Here is a 15,980-nt window from a genome sequence, read left to right on the forward strand (position 1 = left end):
GCTATTAATAAACCAATCGACCGGCAATAAAGATGACGATCCCAAGCCAATTAAATCAAAATCAATGGTACGATATGCATAAACAGAAGAGCGACTTCGACTCCTGTCAAAGAATTTTGGAGGCTTTATGTGGCCACACGAAAATGAGATATGGCATGATACGCAAGAAAGATGGCCGGAAATGGGGAAATTGGTGTGTTTACGATTATCATTCTCAGAAGATCGTCAATAAAAATAGTGAACACTACGTTAAAATATATCAGGAAATAAGGAAAGGTTTCTCCCCTATTTACATTGATGATACCGAGCAGTGTTCTGTCGACGAATGGACACAAGTTCTTCACGAATTCGGTTTAAAAAGCTATATCTCTTACCCAATTATTAACAAAAATAATTCTATTGTTGGGCACTTGAGTTTCATGAACGCTGAACCAGTACACTTCGACCCAATTAAATTAGAGACGCTGCTACCTGTTTGCAGTGATTTGATTGCAATAGATTTCAAAACCATTATTGAACGTAGAAATACGAGGAAAAAATTGGAGCAGGAACTTAATTATTCCAAAAACAGAGAACTTGTTTTATCGTCCTTGGCTCACGACTTAAATAATCCCGTCAGCATCGTAAAAGTGATATCACAATATCTTGGCGAAAACATTAAAGATGAAAGCCAAAAAAACTTAATAAAGAAAATACAAGAGGCTTCATCACGCGTCAAAGGAGTGATAGATGATATTTTAGATTTCAGTAGTATCCGTCTTCAAGACAAGCTAATTAGAATTAATGATCATTATCGCATGGATGCATTGATCAAGCAAATTTTATCTGAATTTGAAGTATTACATAACAGAGCACTAATTGCCAACATCAACCTTCCAGTTGATGTACCTTGTGATCATCAGAAAATGGGGCGTGCATTCACTAATTTAATTGGAAATGCGATAAAACATGGTAATCCTTTTCAAAATATCGAAATAAATGCATTCATTCAAAAAGAAAATTTCATTTTTAGTGTTACAAATGAGGTCTCCTATCCTCAATATTCGGATCTTAAAGATCTATTTAAGCCTTTTGTAAAAGGAGTCAATAGTAATGGGCTCGGATTAGGATTGTTTATTGTGAGTGAAATAGTAAAAATTCATAAGGGAAAAATAGCCGTAAATTTAAAGGACAATAAAATAACTTTTAACCTGATGATCCCAATAGATTCAACTACAGTTGTTCAATAGTAAAGTATAAACCAAGATTTCGTATTAAATTTTCGGCTGTTACCATCGTATTTTCTTTTATTACTACCTATTATTTATGTTCGCCTGTCTCCCTTGCTGCAAGTTCATCATGTGCAGTAAGATCAAGACGTAACGGCGTAATAGAAACCAAATTGTGTTCTACTGCCCAGCGATCAGTACCTTTTTCAGCAGGTTCTAATGGCACCACTGTGATCCAATAGTTTTTCCTTCCCATAGGATCCTCTCCGGGCACCACACGGCCATCATATAAACGTACTGATTGTCTTGTCCAGGAAAGCCCCTCCGGGTTGGCTGGAAAATTCACATTATAGAGAGCAGGGCCTTTATTTTTCAGTAAAATCTTCAGCACATCGGTTGTCCACGGATACAATCCTTCAAAATCCGGCTCGGTCTTTCCTACGGGTGTGCTCAATGCTATACCGGTAATACCGAGCAGTGTCGCCTGCTTTGCCGCAGCCAAAGTTCCGGAATGCCACATGGAATTGCCTAAATTTGGTCCCATGTTAATACCCGAAAGTACAACCTGCGTATCGGGAAACATATGTAGACCCAACGCCACACAGTCTGCTGGAGTGCCATTTACCCTAAACGCTTCAATATCCTCAAAAGTTATCGGTGCACGTCGGTAGCTTAAGGGCCGGGAATGCGTAATAGCATGTCCCATAGAAGATTGCTCCACATCGGGCGCAACAATCTTTACCGTTCCAAACTCCTTTGCTGCATTTGCCAGTGCCGCAATCCCCGGTGAATAAATGCCATCATCATTGGTAATAAGTATATTCATAACTGTCCTTTTCTATGAAAACCAATCTCAAGCAGGCTTTGTTCAGCTTTTATGAAAGAACATGGCAAAAACATAAGGTTAGTACATAATCCTGCTGCTGGGGATGACTCAAACGGAGACAAAGATGAACTATGCCAATTGATTGAAGATCTTGGCCACAATTGCATTGTAGTAACCAAAAAAGATGCTGTCAAAAAAATCGACCCGCAGACAGACATCATTGCCCTTGCTGGCGGTGATGGGACTATAAGAATGGTAATTATGGCGCTATTGGAAAAAAAACTACGATTTAAAAGGCCAATCGCCATACTCCCACAAGGCACTGCAAACAATATTGCTATTTCTCTTGGTATTCCTTTGAACATTGAAAAAGCTATCGATCTCTGGAAAAATTGCCAACTTAAAAAATTCGATGTAGGAATGGTTATGGGGCTAGAAAGAAAGCCGTTGTATTTTATTGAATCCATTGGCTTTGGTGTATTTCCTTTACTGATGAAGAAAATGGATAAAAAAAATACAGAAGAGCTGAGCGCAGAAGATGAAATCAAAACCGCACTAAGGCAGCTTCGCAAACTGGTAGAAACATTCCGAGCTACCACACTAAGACTCACAGTGGCTGGAAATAATTATGAAAAAGATTGCATACTTGTTGAGATCATGAATATATCAAGTATGGGACCGCGGCTAGTTCTTGCTGCTGACGCTGACCCTGGAGATGGACAATTTGATATCATCATTGTCACTGCCGATCAACGCCAGGAACTTATTAGCTATATCGATGGACTATTGAATGGAACCAACGTCGAATTTAAAATAAAACCTATCCGGGCTAGTCGATTGGCGATGGAATGGGAAGGCAACGAAATACACATCGATGATGAGCACAAGAGTTACTTCGGCCAACAATTGAAGCTTACCTCGCTCGAAGGTATAGTTGAAATTATCCCTGGCAATAAATAAAATATGATTTGAACCAACGATAATGGATCAAAAAGTGTTCTTTTTTAAAAAACTCGTTAAAATGAACAGATCTAAAAACACCAAAGAAACGCATGTTGGCATGCTTGTTCTTATCATCGCAGCCATTCCAAACCCAGATCCACGGGAGCCAAGCCCAGACTTATCCGAAGCTCAACAAGAGGGCACTTCCAAAGAAGATAGAGACCCCAATACCAATCAATCGGGTATTAAAGATGATCGTACCCATGACAGGGAGGAAGCGCAAGCCGAGCAGAAAGAAAAAGATGATGAAGATAAACCTGATCTTTCGGGTGATATCAATGTCTAGATAGGGCCACATCTTCTGCTAGCTGTATAGGTGTTGCGCCGACCTTAAAATAGCAAGATTGCTCAGCTAACACTGGAAGAAGCTTCCCATTTTTAATTTTTTTGTGGTGGAAAGAAAAATAGTTTTGGATTTATTTTGAAATAGATCCAAACCGCCTTTCCCATTTTAATCAATTCTTTTGATGGAAGGTTCCTCGAGCGAAACGCTAACAGTAAGGAAAGGGAAAAGCTGACCATAAAATTAAAGAATCCTATGATACCAATCCCTAAAATGCCCCAAATCCATATATCAGTAGATAGCTCCATCCCATGACCAAATAGTCCCAATGCCAGATTCCCACTGGCGAATGTAATGTGCCTTATATCTAAATTTAAACCTAAAAAAAGTCCAACGGAAGCTGTCGTTCCCATAAAGATCCCAAACCAAATATTGGATACGATACCAGCCCATTTTTTTTCATAAAACGAAGCTATTTTGTTTGTTTTTGCCTGGCCGAATATTTTTTTCAATAGGGGATGTTCTTGAATGCGGTAGTACACGGAGTTGTGTTTGTCTCGGTTTGAAATACTGCCGGCAATAATCCCGGAAAGAAATAGAAAAATACCGGCGATAGACGCATGCAAGATCAGCGGTGTTTTTATTGGATTAAGATCATTGACCAGATGTAACCACTTGGCGCTCGCAATATTGACCTGAAACAATTGTTGAATTACCCAGACAAGAAAAAAGCTCATCGGAAAAGCCATCACAACATTACCAATAAAGGCAATAAACTGAGACCGAAATAATCGGGCAAACAATTCAGCAAATTTCCAATAACGATGTTTGCTGTCCCCCTGTTCGGAAATCCCTTGCTCAATAGCGTTCACCAATGCAGAAGCTGTCATCGCAGGCTGTTTGGTTGCCAAAGTTGCACCAAGAAGATAAATAAGCGTAAAGCCAATCGCATAATTCATGCTGTAAAGAAATGCATGACCAAATTCACTGCTGTGTATCTTACCTAACAATAATTTAACGATGCACATAACGCCAACAATGAGGCCTCCTCCACAGGCTGAACGGAACATTTTCCAATATTCCTGTTTACTTGAGGTAATATAATGCTCACCGGTCTGCGCAGTATGATGCGTAATTTCGTAGGCCAAGAGCTGTGTACTCTGTCCAACCAATTTGCGAATATTGCTTTTCCGGGAATTATAACCAATAAGTGTCGTGCCCAGCGCAATCGTCTTTTGCCTCTTTTCATCTGGATGATCGATGACTAAAAACGACAAAATTTCTCGGATCCTTTCCAGTTGTTGCCGCATACGTAAGAGCGATTGATTCACTTTGATGGAAATTCCAAAACGATGTGAATTATCGAAAGCCGTTTCAATATACGATTCGCATTGCTTATGAAGTACCAAGATTTGTTTATAAGAAAGATCATCCGAGGAAATAAACTTATATTCTGATTGTAAAATACGATCATTCAATTCGGTAAACTCCCGCATAATAGCAATAAATGGGCTATCAAAATTTTGAAACTCGGGTACCATCTTGTTTACGTCTGTTTCCATTGCACGCCCGGTAATACGTTGAACCAACAGTTCCAACCCATACAATATTTCGGTCATTCCAAAACCCGTTTTGTCATCGTAAATCGTTTCAAATTGACATACACGAAACAGCTCATCGAACTGATGTTGCGGAATCGCGGCAACCCAGTCCGCATCCCCAGGTTTGTAAAAAACCTGATTTAACAGATATTGTAAAGTAGACTTAGGTGGTTGAAAAGGCAAATACCGCTCGGTGATTCTTTTTTTTAGTTCATAAAAAAAATCTGCATAACTAATTATACCAGTATCAGAAATCAATTGATCAAAATCTTTTTCAGCCAAGATTCTTTTGAGATAAAGCTGAAAGCCTTCCAACTCCTGCGGTGCGGCATTCAGATAATCCAGTAAAAATTGAATATCAACCTGATAAAGTACATGAACATGCTTTGGCCGGATGATGTCCACGAGTAAAACCAAAAAATCAACGTTTACATAAGCAGGATCCCTTAATTCACCTTTAAATCGTCCAAACAAACTTCTTACCTGCTGCTCTTTATCCTGTTCTTTTCTCATAAAAAAAAAATCCCTACTCTAGATACCAAATTTGCATACATTTTGTTTTCCTACTCGCAAAGATTCGCTCGCTGAATTGTGTCAAATAGCCACTTGAATCAATGATTTTGGTCATTTAGCTTCCACTTGAAGTTTTATACTTTTACAGGTAAGAAATTATAAATCAACGATTAACTTGATATAAGAGACGAAAATGAAAAATAACAATAAAATGAAGCCTGCAAAATTATGTTACGAACATATCGGCGGAAAACTCGGCCAACTTTTACTAGAGGCTCTGATTGTAAAAGGTTGGTTAGCAAAAGCAGATCCTAGTGATAAAAATTTCTATATCACTGAATTTGGAGCATCTCAATTGACGGCATTTGGTATTGACCTATCGCAAATCAAATCCTGAACAAAATGAGTTTAATATTGGATTACGACAATTTCTTTCTACCCGTAGAAAATCTCGAGAAGGCAAAGGAATTTTATGGAAATCTACTTGGCCTAGAAACTAAATTCGATTTTTCGGATAAGGGAATGACGGCTTTCAAGATAGGTGATTATGAACCTGCAATCATTCTTAGTACAGTACAACATACCAAACCGACGATTTGGTTTACCGTTGCCGATGTCAAGACAACATATGAACGGCTTAAGGAAAAAGGGATCGTATTTTTAAGCGAGCCATTTGAGATCATGACAGGTTTAGCAGTTGAATTTAACGATCCATCCGGAAACAAACTTGGAATAACAGATTATTCCAAATCAAATAAGGTTTAATGAGTAGACATTCCAGCTGAACGTTTTTTATTCATAAATAGGGCTCTAATTTTTTCAAAGCGGAATACCATGAGTATACAAATGAACATTTTAAGTATATTAGTATAATAAAATGAATTCATACAACGAATGTGATGACAGATTGTGAACTCCAAAATATAGATCCGGACGATATTGGCGATGTGCTCGTTATAGTCGAAAAATCATTTGACATTAAGTTTAGGAGTAAAGAACTTATGCATATCTCGACGTTTGGCGAGCTCTGCGATCACATCACGAATAAGATACAACTTGATCATTCGAGCGACTGTACAAATCAGCAGGCTTTTTATAAGTTACGTGAAGCAATTGCTTCGACAGCTCAAATCGATCATCAAATGATCACGATAAAGTCTCCACTTGCGAACATTTTACCCAAACATGGTCGACGGTTAAAGGTAGAAAAACTCGAAAGACATTTAGGCTTTAAACTTGACATCCTACGCCCACCCTACTGGGTAACTCTAATACTCGCGATTTTTTATGTTTCTTCCTTGGCTGTTATTTACTTTAATTGGCCAATTGGACTCACAGGCCTGGTATCCGCCCATTTTGCGCTTTGGCTTGCACAAAAAACCGGTAAGGTGCTTGACTTGCAAACGGTAGGACAATTGGCAAAAAAAATGACAGCGGAAAATTATTTAAAATCGAGACGAAACCCTACAACATGCAATAAAATCGAGATTGAAAAAGTATTGACAGACCTGTTCAGTAATGAGCTATATCTTGACAAAAGTAAATTAACAAGAGACGCGAAACTTGCTTAAATATACACTGATTCTTCGTTTAAATTGTCCTATTATTATCTACCCAACGCTTAACTGGAATGAGCTACTACTGTCCCTGATATTTCCTAGATCGTAAAATTTAGTGTAATATATCGTATCTTGCTATCCAATTTTAAACCAAACATCAATGTTATGCGAAGAATCCTTTACTCCATATTAGCTACCGGCCTTATTTTTGCAGGATGCGCAGGAATGAAAAGCCAGGGAGATAATACTGGCTGGAAATCATTATTTGACGGAAAAGACATCAATGATTGGTTTGTTAAAATTCATCATCATGATGTCGGTGTGAACTACGGAAATACGTTTAGAGTCGAAGATGGAATAATTAAGGTCAGATATGATCAGTATGATGATTTTAATGATCAATTTGGCCATTTATATTATAAAACACCCTTTTCTTATTATCATTTAAAGTTTGAATATCGATTTGTAGGCGCGCTCCATAAAGGTGCCCCCTCCTATACGCTTCGTAACAGCGGCGTGATGTTTCATTCGCAGGACCCCAGAACAATGTTGAAAGAACAGGACTGGCCTATTTCTGTCGAAATGCAACTTTTAGGAGGATTGAGCGATGGTCAACCCCGTCCTACAGGAAATATGTGTTCCCCTGGAACCAATGTGGTCTATCAGGGCAAAATAGCTTCCTCACATTGTTTAAATTCTACTTCGAAGACCTATGATGGTGATCAATGGGTTAAAGGGGAATTGATTGTATTGGGAGATTCGTTAATCAAACACATCATTAACGGAGATACCGTACTAGAATATTCAAAACCTCAGATTGGAGGTGGAACGGCCAATGGGTATGACCCCAAAATGAAGATCGATGGTAAGTTGCTCAGCAGTGGATTTATCGCTTTACAGAGTGAAGGTCAACCCGTAGATTTTAAGAATATATGGATTAAGGAGCTGCCTAAACCAAAGAAGTAAAAAGAGGCTAACGTAAGGAAAAAAGTACAACAATAGCGTTTTTGAAGAGAAAACGACGGTGTATATTATTTCAATTGCTGAAAAAGCTTGAGTGAACAAGTAAGATCATTCAGAAAATTTCTGAACGACCTTACCTGTTCATTTATTCAAGTGTATTTGCAATAGCGACCGACAGACCTACCGTTTTGTAGATATCATATCCTTAGATTTTTTCTTCATGCTATTCACCGGATTCCGACGGGCCACCTTACCACTAGGTAGCTTTACATAGTAAGAAGTATTATAACCATTTCCAGGTCGAAAAAAATCTGTTGAAATGATCTGAGCTCCACTACTGAAAGCAGCATTAGCCCTACTGTAATCATTGATTTTTGCTTCAAAGGTTTCAATATCAGACCTACTACGTACGATATACCCCTCCCTCACCAAACGTCGAATTTCTTCCTGACGAACCAAAGCATTGTCCAATAGTATAAATGAAGCAAAACTATCATTGGGTTCCGACTGGACAAACATGATACGCTTCTCAAGATTAGGCCTATCTTTAACATACGCTGATTCAAGGTTCATTCCTGCTGTTGCCGGCAACAGCAGGAAGATAAATTTACCACGAGCGGATTTAACAGTGGGCCAATGACCAGAACGTATTGCCTCACGTAAAGTGCTGTAGTTTCCACGTACATCGTCAGGTGTAACAAGCTTTTCTCTTCCCAATACCGCAACAACTTCAGCATCCAACTGATCAAAAGCCTTATCATCAAATGGAAGTACTTCAGCACTATTAGGAAAAATCGGAATCCCTTTGTCTTTGGCCTCGACCATAATAAAAATAGGGAGATGTCCGGGATGCTTTTCAGACCATTCCCGTAGCGCTGTAAGACCAGCACGGAATGTCGTATAATGTGATCGAAAATCAAAATCAGCAATATGAAGCATCTTGAAACCAGGCTTTTCCAAATCCTCTTTTTGATACGGAGCAAGATCCGAAACCCCCATTTTATTGAGGAGCTCATAGCCCGCAGGTTTATCAAAGCGATGTCCAGTAGGGTCATAATATACATCCATTTCTAAACTACGGATTCCACTATCAAGTTGCACATCGAAAGGTGGATGGTCGTACTTTAATCCTTCACTCATGGACATCGCATTAGGGTGAAACTCCTTAAAGGAATTAAGTTTATCTGGAGGGAATAGCGTTGACATCTTTTCCATCATCTTTGAAAAAATAGGATCTGCATAAGCCGAAAGACGAGGATCCACGGGTTTAGCGTAGCTATTGTGTGTCCCAAGGACTTGAATCTGGTTGATCTTTAGTTGGTCCAGCTCTGCCAGTTCGGTTTGTTGGCCAAAGCTCGTTCCAATACCCATTATAAGCAGGGATATTGCGGTTAAAGTGATTTGTTTCAATTTCATCATTGTTGTCATTTTAAAAAAGTTTTGCACTGATACCAATTTGACCACGGACAGAATACCATTCAGCCTGCTCAGCACGATCGTATACACCATGGTAATAGCGTACCGGGGCACCAGTAATATTGTTTAACTCGGCAAATAGCCTAAACTTGGCGTTAATAGCGTAAGAAGAAGAAAAGTCAACTGAAAAATTACTCGAATACCATCGGTAATGTTCTGGTCCGGCGATTTGACGAATAGCATCAAGATATTTCCCTTTATAATTTCCGGCAATACGAGCCATAAATTTGCTATTTTCATAGATTAGAGAAACGTTGAAAAGATGTTTGGCCTGTTTAGGAATCGTACTCTTATCTTCCATTAATTTTCCATTGTCGAAGCGCGGAACTGTAGCTTTTGAATCTGTAAACGTATAATTCGCATCGATTCCAAATCCTTTCCATATTCCGGGCAATTCGGTAAACCTCTTTGATATGCCGGCTTCGAAGCCTGCGAGCCACGCATTTTTGAGGTTATCCGGTTCATTGACATTGAACATGATACCATTGATATTTTGCGTAGACTGATTGGAATAAATCAGGTTAGAAAGCTTTTTATAAAACGCGCCTGCTGAAACCATGCCTATTCCACCGAAATAATGTTCGACCATTAGATCAAAGTTGCTGGCAAAAGTGGGTTTCAAATTAGGATTTCCGCGTGTGATCACACGATTGATATCATCCTGGACCGTACCTGGATTGAGATTTCCAAAATCAGGGCGCGCAAAACTTCGTGTGAATGCAAGTCTAATAATATCGTTTTTTGTTGCATTGATCTTTACATGTACCATAGGCAGAAAGGCATTGTAGCTATTGTCCTGATTGATAGCTTCAACATGCGTAGATTTATCGGCAAGCGTTGATACTTTGTTACCCGAAAAAGTGACTTTGTTATATTCGTTTCGTAAACCAGCAATAAGGGTAAACTGCTCAGTCAGTTTGTACTCCGCGGAGCCATAAATAGCGTAGACATTTTCCCTTCCGCTGTAATAGTTGGCCGCTCCGGAGGCATTTGTAGCGGAATCGACTCGGAAGGGGTACAACTTGTTATCTGCAATTCCTGCTGGTGAAGCAAGCTGCTTTACGGATTCCATGGAAATCTGGTCAATGAGTACATTGTTATAAGGTGATCCTATTTCCGTCAAAAAACCGCCACGATACGGATAGGATTCAGTCCCTAAACGAGCTAAGCTCGGAGCAGGTCCTGAGACACCGGCCACATAAATACTATACGGATTCTCTACCTTCTTGTCTTTGTGAATAAATTTGCCACCAAATTTAACGGTCAATGAATTGCTCGGTGTATATTTTAAATTGACACCAGCACGTTTGTTGCTCTCCTCGTTTTTACTTCTAATATTGACGACTTGTGTCAACTTCATAGCCTCTGCACTAATTGGAGAGGAAGGTGAAAGATGTGGCAGGATTCGATCAATATTGTCCCCTACTCCGTCGGGTGAATCCATCGCCAAGTATTTCTTTCCATCTGTAGCCATGCCTTCGTAGGACACCTTCTGGGAGAAAGTAGCCATCGGGTAGTAGTCGGGATCCTTAAATTTAAATGAAGATTGATCGACACTAAGTGCCCAGTCCAAGCCTAATTTTTCTGAAAAAACAGACTGCCCGCTCAGCTCTCCGGAATACAGATTGGTATGATAATCTGCCGTCCTTGTTGTAATCGTTGCTGTCTTAGTATTAAAATAGAAATAGTTTTCCCGCACACGCTGAGCATCTAGATATTCACTATATAAGCCCTTGACCATAATTTTGTGTTTCTCGTTGAAGGCATATTCCAGCCCTCCATTAAACCCAACAGTACGCCTATGGGCAATATAATCGCGCAGTTGAAGATCTGTAATGGAAAAAGCTTGGCGCTTATCGCTGTTTCCAAAATCATAGTTTAGATTGTATCGATCTTGGGCAGCTGTTCGGTCCCAGATTACTGCAGAAAGAATGTACCCTAATTTACCTTTGGCAATACGATCTCCAAAAAGGACAGAACCATTGTATGAACCTCGTTGAGATTGCCCATTATATCCACTAGCGGCATTGATGTTGAGTGTACGTTTAAGAGGGGCCGCTTTGGTAATAAAATTGATGGATCCACCAATAGCATCTCCTTCCATATCGGGAGTAATAGCTTTTGACAATTGTACATATTGAATCATTTCCGATGGGAAAATATCCATCTGAATTCTCCTATCAGCATAATCAAGACTAGCTGAAGGAAGTCTATTTCCATTTAACAACGAAGCGCTCCACTGGATTGGTGTACCCCGTACGGAAACATAGCGTCCTTCTCCTTGATCCCGCTCAATGGAGACCCCTTGAATACGTTGTACAGCTTCGGCGGCATTTCGATCGGGCAATTTACCAATGGCATCTGCCGCTAACACTTCCATAATGGCATTTGCCCCTTTCTTGATGTTCAATGCTTTGACTTGAGAGCCCGCAGAAGAACCAACAACAACAACTTCACCGAGACTATTATTGGAAGGCACCAATTTAATATTCCCTAAATGGATCCCTTCTTGGGAAACTACTGTATCAAGTGTGAACACCTGATAGCCCGTGTAGAAAATAGAAAGCCTAATATGTCCCTTTTCTTTTAAAATCAATGTAAATCTACCATCTAAATTGGTTTGTGCCGCCAGCTTTCCAACTTGTACTGTTGCTCCGGGCAATACTTCATCAATAGTTGAAGTAACAGTTCCCGTAATTTGTTGTGCCTGTATAAAAAAAGGCATCAACACAATCAAAAAGAGTAACGTCCTTTTCATATCATGTAATCAATTTTTGTTATTTGATACGAAATTGATGTTTCATAAACTACAGATCGTCTTCCTCGATAAAGAAGTACCTATCGCTTACGACAAACAACACAACAAACTGTGTATATGCTATTTACAAAAATTAATTTTGTATTAAGCTTAGGTTATCGATAAATTGGCACCTGGTTAACGACGTAGAAATACGCCTTTTCCATAGAGAAAAGTAAACGTAACTCGGAAATGCTGCAGTAAGCCATTAGGCCTTGAGTAGATTGAAATGCGCTGCGTCCTTGAGATAGGCCGATGGGGTGCAACCCTGGACTCTTTTAAAATATTGATTAAATGAAGATTTGGAATGGAAGCCGGCCTGAAATGCTAACGAGAGAATATGAATACTTTCGCCTTTCTTTCTGCACTTATCCATCAGCATCACCACCTCCTTAATCCTATATTCATTGATATACTGATAAAAAGACTTTTCTTTGTATTGATTTAAGGTTTCTGAAAGGTGATGGCGCGATACATCCGCTTTTGCCGCTAGACTTTCCAATGTCAGATCGGGATCCAAAAAAACTTTATGATTGGACATCAAATACTCTACCTTAGCCAAAATACCTGCATAGTCCAAGCTGCTATTCTTTTCATTTTCCTCCACAGGAAAAGAGCGCTGTTTTTTACTTTCGACACCGATCGGTTCTTTCTCATTATTGACAGATAGCTGTTCCTTGGCTTCCTCCAGCTGATAAACATGGACATAGAGGAAAGAGCTTATTTTTACATAAATAATCGAGATACAGATAATCGACAATATCAAATAGATAACGACGCGAAGCCACAAATGGATAAAAGAAAAATAAGGGGTTACATCAAACAGCTGAGTCCAGATCGTGATGATAAGAAATGCAAGACCTATTAGTAAGAGTAAAAATGCAGCCAACCTAACCATCCCTTTTTCCAATTTCCAGAACACCGATATCGACTTTATCTGAGCCAAAATCTTTAAAGGGTAAGCAATATATAATATCGTATATGCATAACCTGACGTCGAATTGTATTTTCTTATAAATGGCGGTAGCTCCCCAGCATTCTTAATTACATAAGCAGCAATCCAAAAATAACCGATTGAAGCACCTATAGACGGAAGCATAGCAAGGAGAACATCAATGGGTTTCCCGCGATGTCCGAGATAGCGCACATAACACCATAGTAACCCTGGATAAGCTAAAGCAATAAATGTGTTAAACTGTTGGTGGATTTTTGAATGGGGCCAAAAAACATTCAGAGCAAAACTGATTGCCAAATGCAAAAATATGGAGGCTAATAAATAAGAAAGAATATTATCATGCTGTCCATTATTTTTTCTATTCTTTAATAAAACACCCAATGCCAATAATGCCTGGGTGGCCCCTACAATAATAATATAATTCACGTCCTTAATCTGACTAAGCTGTTTCGCGAAGTTAAGAATCAGGTATTATCAAATTGTTAAATATGCTATCCGCTACCTATTCAATATTTGACATAACAAAGTATTAAGTAAGTTTATTACTATCGCGCAAATATTTTCTTAGCCAGATGATGACTGTCCTCCTATCCTGTACATTATATTTTTCCATGGCTTCTTCAAGCCACAACTCGCCATTAACAATTGCATTGATGACTTCCGTCTTCACTTCTTTTGTAAATCGAGGTCTAGCTTTATTATTTTCATTCATTAAACTGGTTTTTATAACTGGCTATTCATTACGCTCATATCGCGTACAGAATCGGGCTTTTTTAATTAAAGATAGGGGAACATAACAGGTCACTATGATTGTAAAAAGCAACCTGTTAAACAGGTCGCTTTTATCGCTATTTAAACGAAAATCCAAAATTCTAATTAAATAGCTCATTAATCATCATAAGAACGCGATGTTAATTCCTTACACAACGCACATTTTTCATCTGTGTCTCAATCAAATCTATACCAATAACAGATATGTTGAGTAGATTTGCTGTCAGATCTGCACTATTATTCCCGAAGATTCCTTTTTCACCGTGGTAATACCAGGCACCCAACCCAAGTAGTCCTCCAATTTTAATACCCGAGGAACCGGTCCAGATTTCTGCGCGTGTTCCGAAATTGCCCAGATTGATCTGTACAAGACCATTCACCACAGCGAAAGAGGTACTACCTCCATTGAAGTTAAAGTGAAGTTTGTTATTTGGATATGGTGCAGCTGTTCCACTTGCGTTATATTCAAAATAACCTCTACCGTTACTTGTCCCGTATGTAGGACTCTGACCACCGATTCCCAAAAAGCCGGTCAGCTTCCGAAAATCGCTTTCACTGGCTTGGCGCCACACACCTTTTGGGTAAACTTCGTTACAAGGATCACTATTGACCCCGAATCGATCTGGCAATAGCCCTTTGAATGAAAAGTAGGTATTTCTGGCATTTGAATGCGCATAGGTATGGTGAAAACGATAGGGATTATGTCCTGCCTGATAATAAATATTCTGTCTCGCCCATCTTACCCCGTCGACAGTTAAAGGTGATTCTAACAAATTGACCAATAAACGATGGCTGTTTCCTAATACTGGTGTAATATTGAACGCAAAATTCGCTGGAGTCGATGAGAATTGGCGCGTTGAATTATCATCTATTTTCAAAGCCAAGTTTGAAACATTTACTTTTATCCCACCAGACACCGCTGCCGGGTCCGCAGTATACACATAACCGATTTTTGCATCTTGGTAAGCCGGGTCAATATCCGCAAAACTTGAAAAGGCTATTTCTTGATCGGCAGAAATTAAGTTTGAAAGTGTACCGTTAACAACATCGATTGTGGCAGTTTTTATTCCTGCGATCTCTACCTTAGCCCCCGTCATATTAGCGAACATCCCCATCGAATTTAGTTCTACCCCCAAACGGGCAAATTTATGTTTAAATAGAATGTTGATCGGAACATTCACATTTGCACTCCCCGTGGGTACAGCAACCTCACCCATTGCATACAACACATCTTTTCCCGCTGGAAGCGCAATGGTTGTATTGCCCGTATTTATGTTAGGGATATCTTCACCATTATTGTAAGATAAAGCTACCCATTTATAGGTTTGGCCTTGCGTTACATCAATTGCTCCTTGGCTACCTGTTGTAAATTGGGTAGATGATATCAATTGGCTGCCGTCTTGTGAAAACAAGAATAAACGATAAGTAATGCCATTGTCCATCGCGGCGGCACGTGCCCCTTGTGCAGATGCTGCTACGGCCTTGGTTGTAAACTGGGCCGCCTTAAATGGAATATTATTATCTACTTCAATCAATGCGTCAAATTCTGGAAACTCCAACAGTTTTGGACCATTCAAATTGGTCGAATTTGTACTGGCTTTTCCTTTGATAGATGCTGTCTGCTGTGTCTCATCTATGCCCGATACTTTGAGAACCAGCTTCGTACCATCCAGTTTTGTCCCTTCCTCAGTCTGATCAATACGACCGTCTTCCTTAGAACATCCAAAGAATGTAACTGTACTTCCCAACAATAAGGCAATAGATGTAACGCTCCAACTTAAATGCTTTAAACGTGATATTTTCATAAAATTGTTAATTTAAATAAATAGATGTTAGTTTATAAATCACCATTTCCTTCGCCTCCAGAACCATTTCCCCAATCGCCAACACCAGGATTTGGAGTTCCCGTACCGCCCGAACCGGCAGCAATCCCTTGTTCCAGCTCAATTGTTTGCACCTCCATAGTAGGTGCTTCGTAGATTTTCTTTTCTTTTTTCATTTTTTTTTAAAATTTGGTTTAATTAAG

15 protein-coding genes are annotated in these 15,980 nt (G+C 39.4%); 7 read left to right on the forward strand and 8 right to left on the reverse strand.

Going from position 1 to position 15,980, the window contains the following annotated elements; genetic code table 11:
- The first annotated feature begins 32 nt into the window (after window positions 1-32).
- Window positions 33-1,229: a GAF domain-containing sensor histidine kinase gene (locus B3P16_RS07150; protein ID WP_112375884.1), complete on the forward strand. Its 1,197-nt coding sequence runs from the start codon at window positions 33-35 to the stop codon at window positions 1,227-1,229.
- Window positions 1,230-1,299: 70 nt separating this feature from the next.
- Here B3P16_RS07150 and surE read toward each other — a convergent pair whose 3' ends face one another.
- Window positions 1,300-2,034: a 5'/3'-nucleotidase SurE gene (surE, locus tag B3P16_RS07155; protein ID WP_070566840.1), complete on the reverse strand. Its 735-nt coding sequence runs from the start codon at window positions 2,032-2,034 to the stop codon at window positions 1,300-1,302.
- A gap of 51 nt (window positions 2,035-2,085) precedes the next feature.
- Between surE and B3P16_RS07160 the strand changes: the two genes are divergently transcribed.
- Window positions 2,086-2,994: a diacylglycerol/lipid kinase family protein gene (locus B3P16_RS07160; protein ID WP_286842104.1), complete on the forward strand. Its 909-nt coding sequence runs from the start codon at window positions 2,086-2,088 to the stop codon at window positions 2,992-2,994.
- 61 nt (window positions 2,995-3,055) lie between these two features.
- Window positions 3,056-3,322 carry a hypothetical protein gene (locus tag B3P16_RS07165; protein ID WP_139145015.1) on the forward strand — a complete coding sequence of 89 codons (267 nt, stop codon included), beginning with the start codon at window positions 3,056-3,058 and terminating at the stop codon, window positions 3,320-3,322.
- A gap of 92 nt (window positions 3,323-3,414) precedes the next feature.
- Here the strand turns inward: B3P16_RS07165 and B3P16_RS07170 are convergent, their stop codons facing one another.
- Window positions 3,415-5,433, reverse strand: a complete 2,019-nt coding sequence (locus B3P16_RS07170; protein ID WP_286842107.1) for a hypothetical protein — start codon at window positions 5,431-5,433, stop codon at window positions 3,415-3,417.
- 193 nt (window positions 5,434-5,626) lie between these two features.
- Between B3P16_RS07170 and B3P16_RS07175 the strand changes: the two genes are divergently transcribed.
- From B3P16_RS07175 to B3P16_RS07190, 4 genes are all read left to right on the forward strand, one after another.
- Window positions 5,627-5,830 carry a hypothetical protein gene (locus tag B3P16_RS07175; protein ID WP_046675125.1) on the forward strand — a complete coding sequence of 68 codons (204 nt, stop codon included), beginning with the start codon at window positions 5,627-5,629 and terminating at the stop codon, window positions 5,828-5,830.
- Window positions 5,831-5,835: 5 nt separating this feature from the next.
- Window positions 5,836-6,198: a VOC family protein gene (locus B3P16_RS07180; protein ID WP_286842110.1), complete on the forward strand. Its 363-nt coding sequence runs from the start codon at window positions 5,836-5,838 to the stop codon at window positions 6,196-6,198.
- A gap of 134 nt (window positions 6,199-6,332) precedes the next feature.
- Window positions 6,333-7,004: a hypothetical protein gene (locus B3P16_RS07185; protein ID WP_286770495.1), complete on the forward strand. Its 672-nt coding sequence runs from the start codon at window positions 6,333-6,335 to the stop codon at window positions 7,002-7,004.
- A gap of 153 nt (window positions 7,005-7,157) precedes the next feature.
- The gene (locus B3P16_RS07190; RefSeq protein WP_286753401.1) at window positions 7,158-7,958 is read left to right on the forward strand and encodes a 3-keto-disaccharide hydrolase; all 801 of its coding nucleotides are present in this window, start codon (window positions 7,158-7,160) and stop codon (window positions 7,956-7,958) included.
- 177 nt (window positions 7,959-8,135) lie between these two features.
- Here B3P16_RS07190 and B3P16_RS07195 read toward each other — a convergent pair whose 3' ends face one another.
- From B3P16_RS07195 to B3P16_RS07220, 6 genes are all read right to left on the reverse strand, one after another.
- Window positions 8,136-9,374, reverse strand: a complete 1,239-nt coding sequence (locus B3P16_RS07195; RefSeq protein WP_286753400.1) for a Ca2+-dependent phosphoinositide-specific phospholipase C — start codon at window positions 9,372-9,374, stop codon at window positions 8,136-8,138.
- A gap of 10 nt (window positions 9,375-9,384) precedes the next feature.
- Complete coding sequence (locus B3P16_RS07200; RefSeq protein WP_286842113.1) at window positions 9,385-12,189, reverse strand: TonB-dependent receptor; 2,805 nt, start codon at window positions 12,187-12,189, stop codon at window positions 9,385-9,387.
- Window positions 12,190-12,436: 247 nt separating this feature from the next.
- On the reverse strand, window positions 12,437-13,609 hold the full coding sequence (locus tag B3P16_RS07205) for a helix-turn-helix domain-containing protein (protein ID WP_286770492.1): 1,173 nt from the start codon (window positions 13,607-13,609) through the stop codon (window positions 12,437-12,439).
- Window positions 13,610-13,712: 103 nt separating this feature from the next.
- Window positions 13,713-13,895: a hypothetical protein gene (locus tag B3P16_RS07210; RefSeq protein WP_286842116.1), complete on the reverse strand. Its 183-nt coding sequence runs from the start codon at window positions 13,893-13,895 to the stop codon at window positions 13,713-13,715.
- 199 nt (window positions 13,896-14,094) lie between these two features.
- Window positions 14,095-15,759: a hypothetical protein gene (locus B3P16_RS07215; protein ID WP_286842118.1), complete on the reverse strand. Its 1,665-nt coding sequence runs from the start codon at window positions 15,757-15,759 to the stop codon at window positions 14,095-14,097.
- Window positions 15,760-15,791: 32 nt separating this feature from the next.
- Window positions 15,792-15,917, reverse strand: coding sequence for a hypothetical protein (locus B3P16_RS07220; RefSeq protein WP_262506884.1), 126 nt, complete (start codon window positions 15,915-15,917; stop codon window positions 15,792-15,794).
- Window positions 15,918-15,980: the final 63 nt, after the last annotated feature.

The organism is Sphingobacterium sp. UBA7631, from assembly GCF_002483935.1.
GTDB classification, from domain to species: Bacteria; Bacteroidota; Bacteroidia; order Sphingobacteriales; family Sphingobacteriaceae; genus Sphingobacterium; species Sphingobacterium multivorum.